This is a genomic window from Photobacterium rosenbergii (genome assembly GCF_033022775.1).
GTDB lineage: Bacteria > Pseudomonadota > Gammaproteobacteria > Enterobacterales > Vibrionaceae > Photobacterium > Photobacterium rosenbergii_A.
Genome location: NZ_JAWJZI010000003.1, coordinates 573,178 through 585,735, shown reverse-complemented (window position 1 = coordinate 585,735; position 12,558 = coordinate 573,178). Strand labels below are relative to the sequence as shown.

The window sequence follows — 12,558 nt, the reverse complement described above, 5'->3', positions numbered from 1 at the left end:
GGCTTTAATGAGTATATACGCGGGCTAAAAGGAAAAAGTGATCGTTGGTGTCAATTCCTGCATTTCCTTCGGTGGGATCTATTTGTGGATTGAAATGGAAATGAGTTTAGGATTTTGGTGTTTGCTTTGATAGCGAATAGACAAAGGCAAGCTAGTTGTTTAAAAGGCTGGGGGATTGGCCCCAGCCTAAAAAGCATGACCTTTGTGTATTACTGCTTGGTCGTATGGACGATGTAGTTCACATCGACATTGCTGCCCAGCCAGTAGCGGTCGGTTAGCGGGTTGTAGTGCAGGCCGGTAATATGGCGGTCTTGCAGTGGGGTGGCATCAATCATACTTAGCAGCTCGGACGGGCGAATGAACTTCTCGTGGTCATGGGTGCCCTTGGGTACCAGTTTCATCACTTGCTCGGCGCCGACAATGGCGAACAAGTATGATTTAAAGTTACGGTTCAGAGTCGAGAAGAAAACATGCCCCCCCGGTTTGACCATCTTGGCACACGAGGCAATGACCGAGGCCGGATCGGGTACGTGCTCCAGCATTTCCATGCAGGTCACAACATCATAGGTCTCAGGGTACATGTCGGCGTGTTCTTCGGCAGTACGCTGGACATACTCAAGCTTGGTGCCGGTTTCCAGTGCATGCAGGCGGGCAACCGTCAAAGGCTCTTTACCCATATCAAGGCCGGTGACTTCTGCACCTTCTACCGCCATGCTCTCGGCCAAGATGCCGCCGCCGCAGCCGACGTCCAGTACTTTTTTGCCAAACAGGCCTTCTGCTCTGTCAATGACATAGTTGAGACGCAGCGGATTGATTTGGTGCAGCGGTTTGAATTCACCTTCCAAATCCCACCACCGGGACGCCATTTCTTCGAATTTGCTGATTTCTGCTGGGTCTACATTCAACTGCTTAGTCATGTATCTTTGCCATATTCCTTTGTGATGGCGGCATTATAACCCTAAGCCTCCATTAGGGGCAGGTATTAGCGATAATTTATTGGCTTGTTATGCTGGTGTTGTGGAAAAAGACAAAGGTAAATGGGGGATATGAGCACCGCTGCCGCTCGGGAGTATAAAGGAACGGCAGGCGTATTCGGTGTTGCTGGAACAAGCAAAGAACAGAGAAGGGGGAAGTAAAAAGAGAAATCCTGTTCTTAAAAACAATTCAGGCTTAGGAGCTGTGTGCGTTATCTTCGCATTTCGCTGCTAAGCCTGGTAAACGTTCCGTGTTTGCATAGGATTTACTCAGCTGGTTCTATCATGGCTAGCTGCATCATATCAGCCTGAACACCGCCATTGGTCATTGCAATACCTGCGATGATGAGCATAAGAAGATATTTGCCGCCGATGATACACATACCCAAAGTGGTGATTACTCTGCCTAACATAATTGACCTCGCTTAACTGCTTAAGTGATGATTTTTGAAATCTTAGATTTTGTTCTTGCGGGTTAATTGTACCTAAATGCTTAGAAGCAAAATTGATAATGATCAGTTTTTTGTTCAGCTTTCGGTCAGGGAAGTAGAGAAGTGGTGCAATTACGATCTTGCTCAATAATTTACAATTGGTTGCAATTTGTTAGGCTGGGAATCAAAACTAAGAAAAGTAATAAAAAACAAGCTTTGAGCAAAAAACAGGCTGTCAGTAGGGGAATACAGAGATAAGTACTTTCGATTTTTTCCCAATCCGCTAAATTACTCACAACATAATGGTGAAAGGTGTGCCTATCTGGGCTGAAATATGCTATATTCTCGCACCTTGCACGTATGGTACCAGACGTTATAGATAACGCCTTAGATTGGCTCTCAGCCCGTTTTAGCGCTAACTATGCCGTTTGGTATACGTATACGACAGAAATTACCTGAGGGATATTGGCTCCATGAGCGATCTTGCAAAAGAGATCACGCCCGTAAACATTGAAGAAGAGCTGAAAGGCTCGTATCTCGACTACGCGATGTCAGTTATCGTGGGTCGTGCTCTTCCTGATGTGCGTGATGGCCTTAAGCCGGTACACCGTCGCGTTTTATTCGCGATGAACGTACTGGGCAATGACTGGAATAAAGCATATAAAAAATCTGCCCGTGTGGTTGGTGACGTAATCGGTAAATATCACCCGCACGGTGATAGCGCGGTTTACGACACGATCGTACGTATGGCGCAACCTTTCTCTCTTCGCTACATGCTGGTAGATGGTCAGGGTAACTTCGGTTCGATTGACGGCGACTCCGCCGCGGCAATGCGTTATACCGAAGTGCGTATGGCCAAGATCGCCCATGAACTATTGGCTGATCTGGACAAAGAGACGGTAGATTACGTTCCTAACTATGACGGTACCGAGCAGATCCCTGCGGTACTGCCGACCAAGATCCCGAACCTGTTGGTTAACGGTTCATCGGGTATCGCCGTTGGTATGGCAACGAACATCCCACCTCACAACCTAGGTGAAGTGATCGATGGTTGCTTGGCTTACATCAATGATGAAGACATCACCATTGATCAGCTGATGGAATACATCCCGGGTCCAGACTTCCCGACCGCAGCGATGATCAGTGGCCGTAAGGGTATCGTTGATGCCTATAAGACCGGCCGCGGCAAAATTTACCTGCGCTCGAAAGCGGACATTGAAGCTGACAAGAATGGTAAAGAGACCATTGTTGTTACTGAAATCCCATACCAGGTCAATAAAGCCCGTCTGATCGAAAAGATCGCCGAGCTGGTAAAAGACAAGAAGGTAGAAGGCATCAGTGCCCTGCGCGACGAATCTGACAAAGACGGTATGCGCATTGTTATCGAATGTAAGCGTGACGCTGTGGGCGAGGTGGTGCTGAACAACCTGTACGCACAGACTCAGCTTCAGACCACATTCGGTATCAACATGGTGGCACTGGATAACGGCCAGCCGAAGACCTTCAACCTGAAAGAGATGTTGAAGTGCTTCGTGAACCACCGCCGTGAAGTGGTGACTCGCCGTACTATCTACGAACTACGCAAAGCCCGTGAACGTGCCCATATCCTAGAAGGTTTGGCATTGGCACTGGCTAACATCGATGAAATCATCGAGCTGATCAAAAGCGCGCCGACGCCGGCTGAAGCGAAAGCTGGCCTGGTTGCACGCGGTTGGGATCTTGGCAACGTTGCTGCAATGCTTGAGCGTGCGGGCACCGATGCTGCTCGCCCGGAATGGCTGGAAGAGCAATACGGTATCCGTGACGGTCAGTATTACCTGACCGAGCAGCAAGCCCAAGCGATTCTAGATCTACGTCTACACAAGCTGACTGGTCTAGAGCACGAGAAGATCCTTGGTGAATACAAAACGCTGCTTGAAGAAATCGCTGAGCTGATGCACATCCTTGCAAGCTCTGAGCGTTTGATGGAAGTGATCCGCGAAGAGCTTGAGTTGGTTAAAGAGCAGTTCAATGATGTTCGCCGTACTGAAATCACTGCAGCAAGCCACGACATCGATCTGGAAGATCTAATCAACCAGGAAGACGTGGTTGTCACCCTTTCTCACGAAGGTTACGTCAAGTACCAGGTGCTGAGCGACTACGAAGCACAGCGTCGTGGTGGTAAAGGTAAAGCAGCAACGCGTATGAAGGATGAAGATTTCATCGAGCGTCTGCTGGTGGCCAATACCCACGATACGATTCTATGTTTCTCAAGCCGCGGCCGTATGTACTGGCTGAAAGTGTACCAGCTACCGCTGGCAAGCCGTACTGCCCGTGGTAAGCCTATTGTCAATATCCTGCCGCTGGAAGAAGGTGAACGCATTACCGCGATCCTACCAGTGAAAGAATATGCTGCTGACAAGTATATCTTCATGGCGACTGCCGACGGTACTGTTAAGAAGACCCCGCTGACTGACTTCAGCCGTCCTCGTAGCGCAGGTATCATCGCAGTTAACCTACGTGACGGTGACTCGCTGATCGGTGTAGATATTACCGAAGGCAGCGATGACATCATGCTGTTCTCGAAAGCCGGTAAGGTTGTTCGTTTCTCTGAAGAGCAGGTACGTGGCATGGGCCGTACTGCGGCGGGTGTTCGCGGTATCAAGTTGGCTGAGAGCGACAAGGTTGTTTCCTTGATTGTTCCTCACAACGAAGGCGACGTACTGACAGTAACCGAAAATGGCTACGGTAAGCGTACTGAGCTGGAAGAGTACCCAGCGAAGAGCCGTGCGACCCAGGGTGTTGTCTCTATCAAGGTCTCTGAGCGTAACGGTAGCGTAGTTGGTGCTGTCCAGGTTGAAGACGGCGACGAGTTCATGATGATCACCAACGGTGGTACGCTGGTTCGTACTCGTGTGGCAGAAGTGAGCCGTGTCGGCCGTAATACTCAGGGTGTCACCCTGATCCGTACTGCTGAAGACGAGCAGGTTGTTGGTCTGCAGCGTATCGACGAGCCGGAAGAAGACGAGCTTATCGAAGATGCGGAACTGGTCGAAGGTGAAGCTCCAGCAGAGGGCGAAACGCCAGCTGCTGACAGCGAAGCAGACGACTCTTCTGAGCAGGAATAACTAGGTAGTTAGTTACTCTGATAAAAGCGCAGCCTACAGGCTGCGTTTTTTTATGCCTTTAGGCCAGAGCCCTGCCATTCCTCATACTATTTTCTGTTTGCCCCTTTTCAGCACCGTCATAAAGGTGTAAAAACAGACATTGGTCACAGCTTTATGATCACAACTTTATGTTTTTCCAGCAGGAGCTCGTCTTACACCATGGACAACGTTTATAACTTTTGCGCCGGCCCAGCGATGATCCCGGCAGACGTATTGAAAAAGGCCCAACAAGAACTCGTTAATTGGAATGATCTTGGTACCTCGGTGATGGAAATCAGCCACCGTGGCAAGGAGTTCATTGCGGTGGCCAAACAGTCCGAGCAAGACCTGCGCGACCTGCTATCCATCCCAGACAATTACCATGTATTGTTCTGCCACGGCGGTGCCCGTGCTCAGTTTGCCGCAGTACCGATGAATTTGTTGGGAGGTGCAGATACGGCCGATTATATGGATGGAGGCTACTGGGCACATAGCGCCGCTGCTGAAGCCGAGAAATACTGCCAGCCGAACATTGTCGATATCACCTGCGAGCGCGACGGCAAGAAAGCGATCCTGCCTGCTGCCCAGTGGCCGCTGTCTGAAGATGCCGCTTTTGTTCATTTCTGCCCGAATGAAACCATAGATGGACTAGAGATCCGCGATCTGCCGGTAACGGACAAGCCGATTGTGGCGGATATGTCGTCGACTATCCTGTCTCGCCCTATCGATGTGTCGAAGTATGGTGTCATTTATGCCGGCGCGCAGAAAAACATCGGCCCTGCAGGTTTGACCATTGTTATCGTGCGTGATGACCTGCTGGGCAAGGCACAATCTATCCTACCAAGTATTCTGGACTATAGTGTCCAGGTAGATAAAGAGTCGATGTACAACACGCCACCGACGTTTGCTTGGTACCTAGCCGGTGAAGTGTTCAAATGGCTCAAGGAGCTCGGTGGTGTGGAAGCCATGGCGCAGCGCAATATCGCCAAGGCCGATGTACTGTATGACTACATCGACCAGTCGGACTTCTACCGCAACGATGTCCACCCGGACAATCGCTCATTGATGAATGTACCGTTCCAGCTCAAGAATCCAGCACTGGATGCCCTGTTCCTAGAGCAAGCGGATGCTGCCGGCTTGAAAGCCCTCAAGGGTCACCGTGCTGTGGGTGGTATGCGCGCATCAATCTACAACGCAATGCCAATCGAAGGTGTACAGGCACTGGTCGACTTTATGAAGCAGTTCGAGCTGGAAAACGCCTAACCAATCATTGGGTTTATTACAGTTTGAGCATGAAAAAGCCGCAGTTTTGCGGCTTTTGTCATTTTAGAGCGGGTCTAGCATTATTAGTATCGGGACTGTTCCGGGTAGATCAGCTTGTCGGTTTCAAATCCTGCTTCTGCGGCAATGGCGACATAACGGGAGATTTGTACCTTATCTAGTTTCGGCTTTCTTGCGAGCAACCACAAATAATCACTGTTGAATCCGCTGACAAGGGCAACGGAATAGTCGGGCTCGAGAAAGAACACCACATAACTGCTGTAGAAGGGGCCGAAGAAGGAGACCTTGAGGTGACCTTTGTTATCGTCATCGACAAATACGGCTCGGCCATCGGCCTGCTGCCATTTTTGCTCGTCGGTATCAAAGCCTCGGTTGATCACCTTTATAGAACCGTCATCATTGAGGCTATAAACGGCACTGACATCACTGAGTCCACGCTCGAAGCTATGATCCAAGCGGGCGATTTCATACCAGGTTCCCAAGTATTTATCGACACTGAAGGGAGAGACTGGCTCGACGGACTTAGGCATGCCAGTACAGGCGGAAAGGAACACCATCGCCGTGAAGGCGACTAGGGTGCGAGTGACTATCTTGAGCTTTTCAGCCATAAAGACTCCATCCTTGGGTTGCATGTGTTCCATAGTAAATGGGAAACATTTAAACCACAATTCAGTACTAGCGAACTGAGGCATTATTCGTTACTCTGCAAGGACTGCGACCAAACAGGATTAATGAAATAACAGATGGAAAGTTTAACGTTACAGCCGATCAGTAAGATTAATGGCACCGTGAATCTGCCAGGTTCCAAAAGCGTCTCGAACCGAGCTCTGCTATTGGCGGCGTTAGCAAACGGCACCACCCGACTGACTAACCTCCTTGATAGTGATGATATCCGTCATATGCTAACAGCCCTGACCAAGCTGGGAGTGAGCTATCGACTGTCTGATGACAAAACCGTTTGTGAAGTAACTGGCCTTGGTGGTTCGTTCAAGCCTACCGAGGCAATGGAACTCTTCTTGGGCAATGCCGGTACCGCGATGCGCCCGCTGGCGGCGGCCCTGTGCTTGGGGGAGGGCGAGTTTGTCCTAACCGGTGAGCCAAGAATGAAAGAGCGCCCAATCGGTCATTTGGTGGATGCGCTGCGAACCGCTGGAGCGGAGATCACCTATCTAGAAAATGACAACTATCCACCGCTTCAGATCAAAGGTACAGGCCTTAAGGGCGGTGAAGTGGAAATTGATGGTTCGATTTCGAGCCAGTTCCTCACCGCATTCTTGATGTCGGCGCCGCTAGCCTCGGCAGATACGGTGATCCGCATTAAAGGTGAGCTGGTATCGAAGCCATATATTGACATCACCCTGCATATCATGGCTCAGTTCGGTGTCGAGGTGGAGAACCGCGATTACCAGGAGTTTGTGGTGAAAGGTAATCAAACTTACCAGGCGCCGGGTGACTTCTTGGTAGAAGGTGATGCTTCATCGGCGTCATACTTCCTAGCGGCGGCAGCGATTAAAGGCGGCGAAGTGAAAGTGACCGGTATTGGCAAGAAGAGTATCCAGGGTGATGTTCAATTTGCTGATGCGCTGGCTGCAATGGGCGCTGAAATCGAATGGGGCGATGATTATGTGATTGCCCGTCGTGGTGAGCTAAAAGCGGTTGATCTTGATTTTAACCATATCCCAGATGCGGCGATGACGATTGCCACCGCGGCGTTGTTTGCCGAAGGCACGACGTCGATTCGCAATGTTTACAACTGGCGTGTGAAAGAAACTGACCGTCTGGCTGCGATGGCAACTGAGCTGCGCAAAGTCGGTGCCGAGGTAGAAGAAGGTGAAGACTACATCACGATTACACCACCGGCACAGCTTACCCATGCTGCTATTGATACTTACGATGACCACCGTATGGCAATGTGCTTCTCGCTGGTGGCACTGAGCGATACGCCGGTGACGATTAACGATCCTAAGTGTACCTCCAAGACCTTCCCTGATTACTTCGACAAGCTGGCGATGCTGAGCAACTGATTGGCAAAATCATCGATAGTCATGACAAACCCGCCATCTGGCGGGTTTTGTTGTTTCCTGCTCAGTATTTGTGCCAAGGCCGGATTACTGATTGGTATCACAACTTTTTTCTCGTATAATATGCCCCCGTTTGAGAGCGGTAATAAGTATCGGTATGTCCATGCTGGCGTGTCGATGGGTATGACTGCTTAGATTTAAACAAGTTTGGAGATTACCTATGTCTACTCACGCGCCAGTGATCACTGTCGATGGACCAAGCGGTGCCGGCAAAGGCACGCTATGTATGCTGTTGGCAGAAAAACTGGGCTGGAAGCTATTGGACTCTGGTGCCATCTACCGTGTGCTGGCGCTTGCCGCGTTGCACCACGGTGTTGACCTTGAGTCTGAAGACGCACTTGTACCTTTGGCTGCTCACCTGGATGTGCAGTTTGTGGCTGAAGGTGAGTTGGTAAAGGTGATTCTTGAAGGGGAAGACGTATCGGGTGAGCTTCGTAAGGAAGAAACCGGTATGGCAGCCTCTAAGGTGGCTGCATTGCCGCGTGTGCGTGAAGCCTTGCTTCGTCGCCAGCGTGCTTTCAGTGAGGCTCCGGGTCTGGTCGCGGACGGCCGTGACATGGGTACCGTGGTGTTCCCGCAGGCAGAAGTCAAGATCTTTCTCGATGCCAGTGCTGAAGAACGTGCGAATCGTCGCATGAACCAGTTGCAACAAAAAGGGTTAGATGTTAACTTTGACCACCTTTTGAAAGAAATTCAGGAACGTGACTATCGAGATCGCAACCGCGCGGTCGCGCCGTTACGTCCCGCGGCTGATGCATTGGTGCTAGACTCTACAGAGATGTCTATCGATCAAGTCATCGAACAGGCATTGGCCCATATTGAAACGAAATTGTCTGTCGAATAATTCGACATGATGGCGTCGGTGTCACGGATGATAACTGACATTACTACCAACCCCATGCGGTAGGATACCCATGGTTGTTAATCACATTGAAGATTAAATAATGACTGAATCTTTTGCTCTACTTTTTGAAGAGTCTCTAAACGAACTAGAAACACGTCCAGGCGCGATCGTTAAAGGTACTGTTGTAGCTATCGAAAACGGTTACGTACTAGTTGACGCAGGCCTTAAGTCTGAGTCTTCTATCCCTGCTGATGAGTTCAAGAACGCTGCTGGCGAAATCGAAATCGAAATCGGCGCAGAAGTTGACGTTGCTCTAGACGCAGTTGAAGACGGCTTTGGTGAGACTAAACTTTCTCGTGAGAAAGCTAAGCGCCACGAAGCTTGGATCGTTCTTGAAAAAGCTTACGAAGACGCTGAAACTGTTGTTGGTATCATCAACGGTAAAGTTAAGGGCGGCTTCACAGTTGAACTTAACGGCATCCGTGCGTTCCTACCAGGTTCTCTAGTAGACGTACGTCCAGTTCGTGACACTGCTCACCTAGAAAACAAAGAGCTAGAGTTCAAAGTAATCAAGCTAGACCAGAAGCGTAACAACGTAGTTGTTTCTCGTCGCGCAGTTATCGAATCTGAAAACAGCGTTGAGCGTGATGAACTTCTTGCTTCTCTACAGGAAGGCATGGAAGTTAAAGGTATCGTTAAGAACCTTACTGACTACGGTGCATTCGTTGATCTTGGTGGTGTTGACGGTCTACTACACATCACTGACATGGCTTGGAAGCGCGTTAAGCACCCATCTGAAATCGTTAATGTTGGCGACGAGATCAACGTTAAAGTTCTTAAGTTCGACCGTGAGCGTACTCGCGTATCACTAGGTCTTAAGCAGCTAGGCGAAGATCCATGGGTAGCAATCGCTAAGCGTTACCCAGAAGGTACTAAGCTTTCTGGCCGCGTAACTAACCTAACTGACTACGGCTGCTTCGTTGAAATCGAAGAAGGCGTTGAAGGTCTTGTACACGTTTCTGAGATGGATTGGACTAACAAGAACATCCACCCATCTAAAGTTGTTAACGTGGGCGACGAAGTTGAAGTTATGGTTCTTGATATCGACGAAGAGCGTCGTCGTATCAGCCTAGGTCTTAAGCAGTGTAAAGCTAACCCATGGCAGTCATTCGCTGAAATGCAAGCTAAGGGCGATCGCGTAACTGGTAAGATCAAGTCTATCACTGACTTCGGTATCTTCATCGGTCTTGAAGGCGGCATCGACGGTCTTGTTCACCTATCTGACATTTCTTGGAATGTTGCAGGTGAAGACGCAGTTCGTGACTTCAAGAAAGGCGACGAAATCTCTGCAGTTGTTCTAGCAGTTGACGCTGAGCGTGAGCGTATCTCTCTAGGTATCAAGCAGATCGAAGAAGACCCGTTCAACGGCTACGTTGCAGTTAACAAGAAAGGTGCTCTAGTTACTGGTACTGTTACTGCAGTTGACGCGAAAGGCGCAACTATCGAGCTAGCTGAAGGTGTTGAAGGTTACCTACGTGCTTCTGAAGCATCAGTTGACCGTGTTGAAGACGCAACTCTAGTTCTTTCTGTTGGCGATTCTGTTGAAGCTAAATTCACAGGCGTTGACCGTAAGAACCGCGTAATCAACCTATCTGTACGCGCTAAAGACGTTGCTGAAGAGCAAGAAGCTATGGCTAACCTGAACAAGCAAGATGATGCTTCTTTCGGTAACGCAATGGCTGACGCTTTCAAAGCGGCTAAAGGCGAATAATTGAGCTCGGGGGGATCACTTTTCCCCCTAAGCGGTTATACTATTGAGAAACATACTAAAAACGGAGTGTTTATGACAAAGTCTGAATTAATTGAAAGACTATGTAGTCAACAAACACATCTTTCTGCCAAACAGGTAGAAGATGCAATTAAGGAAATCCTTGAGCATATGGCGACGACACTTGCTGATGGTGACCGAATCGAAATCCGTGGCTTTGGTAGCTTCTCTTTGCATTACCGCGCTCCACGTGTAGGTCGTAACCCTAAGACTGGTGACAAAGTTGAGCTGGACGGCAAGTACGTTCCTCACTTCAAGCCTGGCAAGGAATTGCGCGACCGTGTTAACCAGTCTATTGCTAGTTAAGCACGTTTAGAACAAAAAAACGGCATGCTGTTAAGTATGCCGTTTTTTTATGCGTATTGATCATGGTCTGATGAGGCAAAATCTTGCATAATCAGGCCATACCCGTCTGTGTTTATACCAGATGTTTTTCTGTTTTGGGGCTTTGCCTTCACCAGATAGGTATCATCTCCATTTCGTTCAAGTGAGAAGGATTCACGATGAAGATACTGACTGTACTCTTACTGGCTGCGTGTTTCTTGGTTACCCTAGCGTTGGGTGCCCAAAATCAGCAGTTGGTTAACTTTGACTTTCTGATCGCCCAGGGAGAACTCCAGCTTTCCACATTGCTGGGTATTGCCTTCGGTTCCGGGTTTGTGATCGGCTGGCTGATCTGTGGCCTGCTATACCTTAAAGCCCGCTTCACCAAAAACCGCCTGAGCAAGAAAGTACAAAAGCAGCAACAAGAATTGGATCAGCTACGCGCCGAGCCAATTAAGGAATAACATTTAATGCTAGAACTGTTGTTCCTGCTATTACCTATCGCAGCCGCCTACGGCTGGTACATGGGTAACAGGAGCGCTAGTAACAAGCAACAAGAGCAATCTCATCATATGTCACGCCAGTACGTGACAGGCCTGAATCTGCTGTTGTCGGACCAATCCGACAAGGCAGTGGATGTGTTTATTGAGTTGCTCCAGGTTGATAGTGAAACCATCGATACTCACCTGGCTTTGGGAAATCTGTTCCGGAGCCGGGGCGAAGTTGATCGTGCGATTCGTATCCACCAAAATTTGATTGCCCGCCCCAACCTCACTATCGACCAGCGTAACCTTGCTTTGCAGCAGTTGGCGCAGGACTACATGGCCGCTGGTTTTTTTGACCGCGCCGAGAAGATCTTCGAACAGCTACTGGATGAACCCGACCACCGCAAAGGGGCGCTGCAGCAACTCCTGACTATTTACCAACAGACGCGAGAGTGGGAAAAAGCGATTAATATTGCTAGCCACTTGGTCAAGATGGGGAAGAGCAGGCTCAAACACGATATCGCCCATTACTGGTGTGAAATGGCGATGCTGGAGATGAGCGCGCAGAACCCGGATAAGGCCAAGCAACTCCTCAAAAAATCGCTGTCCGCGGATAAAACCTGTGTCAGGGCCAGTATCATGCTGGCAAAGATCTTGATTGCCGAAGAGGACTTCAAAGCTGCTGCTAAGCAATTGGAGCGTGTTGCCGAGCAGGATATCGAATTCATCGGTGAAGCGCTGCCGCTGCTGCTGGAGTGCTACGAAGCGATGGATAATGAGTCTGGCTGGCTCAAGTACCTGCGCTACTGTGTAGAGCAAAAGGCAGGGTCGACCGCCGAGCTGATGCTGGCCGACGAGATTGCCAAGCGCGAAGGCCCGACGATGGCCCAGACGTTCATGACCCGTCAATTGCAGAAGAACCCAACGATGAAGGGTTTCTATCAGTTGATGGACTATCACCTGGACGAGGCCGAGGACGGCAGGGCAAAAGACAGTTTGACCACACTGCGTGGCTTGGTGGGAGAGCAGCTTAAAATTAAGCCTCATTACCGTTGTCGCCAATGTGGCTTTGCTACCCATTCCTTGTATTGGCAATGTCCTTCCTGCAAAGGGTGGGGTTCGATCAAGCCAATTCGCGGTTTGGACGGCGAATAAGCCAAAGTTTACATGGTTAAATTGCCATTA

Annotated in this window: 11 protein-coding genes; 8 read left to right on the top strand and 3 right to left on the bottom strand. The window is 49.6% G+C overall.

Going from position 1 to position 12,558, the window contains the following annotated elements:
* Positions 1-209 precede the first annotated feature (209 nt).
* Positions 210-917 (bottom strand): bifunctional 2-polyprenyl-6-hydroxyphenol methylase/3-demethylubiquinol 3-O-methyltransferase UbiG, encoded by a 708-nt coding sequence (ubiG, locus tag R2X38_RS10515; RefSeq protein WP_317522168.1) that lies wholly within the window; start codon positions 915-917, stop codon positions 210-212.
* Positions 918-1,240: 323 nt separating this feature from the next.
* Entirely contained in the window at positions 1,241-1,387 is a 147-nt protein-coding gene (locus R2X38_RS10510; protein WP_317522167.1) for a hypothetical protein, read from the bottom strand.
* A 491-nt stretch (positions 1,388-1,878) separates the two neighbouring features.
* Here R2X38_RS10510 and gyrA point away from each other — a divergent pair, with 491 nt between their 5' ends.
* Together gyrA and serC are read left to right on the top strand one after the other, a co-directional pair.
* Positions 1,879-4,512 carry a DNA topoisomerase (ATP-hydrolyzing) subunit A gene (gene gyrA / locus R2X38_RS10505; RefSeq protein WP_317522166.1) on the top strand — a complete coding sequence of 878 codons (2,634 nt, stop codon included), beginning with the start codon at positions 1,879-1,881 and terminating at the stop codon, positions 4,510-4,512.
* A gap of 198 nt (positions 4,513-4,710) precedes the next feature.
* A complete protein-coding gene (gene serC, locus R2X38_RS10500; protein ID WP_317522165.1) occupies positions 4,711-5,793 on the top strand; it encodes a 3-phosphoserine/phosphohydroxythreonine transaminase in 1,083 nt (360 codons plus the stop codon).
* Between the two features lie 83 nt (positions 5,794-5,876).
* Here serC and R2X38_RS10495 read toward each other — a convergent pair whose 3' ends face one another.
* Complete coding sequence (locus tag R2X38_RS10495; protein WP_317522164.1) at positions 5,877-6,419, bottom strand: lipocalin family protein; 543 nt, start codon at positions 6,417-6,419, stop codon at positions 5,877-5,879.
* Positions 6,420-6,554: 135 nt separating this feature from the next.
* Here R2X38_RS10495 and aroA point away from each other — a divergent pair, with 135 nt between their 5' ends.
* The 6 genes from aroA to lapB all read left to right on the top strand — a co-directional run bounded on the left by aroA (position 6,555) and on the right by lapB (position 12,528).
* Positions 6,555-7,835 (top strand): 3-phosphoshikimate 1-carboxyvinyltransferase, encoded by a 1,281-nt coding sequence (aroA, locus tag R2X38_RS10490; protein WP_317522163.1) that lies wholly within the window; start codon positions 6,555-6,557, stop codon positions 7,833-7,835.
* Positions 7,836-8,052: 217 nt separating this feature from the next.
* Positions 8,053-8,736, top strand: a complete 684-nt coding sequence (gene cmk, locus R2X38_RS10485; RefSeq protein WP_317522162.1) for a (d)CMP kinase — start codon at positions 8,053-8,055, stop codon at positions 8,734-8,736.
* A 100-nt stretch (positions 8,737-8,836) separates the two neighbouring features.
* Positions 8,837-10,507: a 30S ribosomal protein S1 gene (gene rpsA, locus R2X38_RS10480; protein WP_317522161.1), complete on the top strand. Its 1,671-nt coding sequence runs from the start codon at positions 8,837-8,839 to the stop codon at positions 10,505-10,507.
* Positions 10,508-10,579: 72 nt separating this feature from the next.
* Entirely contained in the window at positions 10,580-10,870 is a 291-nt protein-coding gene (gene ihfB / locus R2X38_RS10475) for an integration host factor subunit beta (RefSeq protein ID WP_036831776.1), read from the top strand.
* 197 nt (positions 10,871-11,067) lie between these two features.
* Entirely contained in the window at positions 11,068-11,352 is a 285-nt protein-coding gene (locus tag R2X38_RS10470) for a LapA family protein (RefSeq protein ID WP_317522160.1), read from the top strand.
* A 6-nt stretch (positions 11,353-11,358) separates the two neighbouring features.
* Positions 11,359-12,528 carry a lipopolysaccharide assembly protein LapB gene (gene lapB / locus R2X38_RS10465; RefSeq protein WP_317522159.1) on the top strand — a complete coding sequence of 390 codons (1,170 nt, stop codon included), beginning with the start codon at positions 11,359-11,361 and terminating at the stop codon, positions 12,526-12,528.
* Positions 12,529-12,558 lie beyond the last annotated feature (30 nt).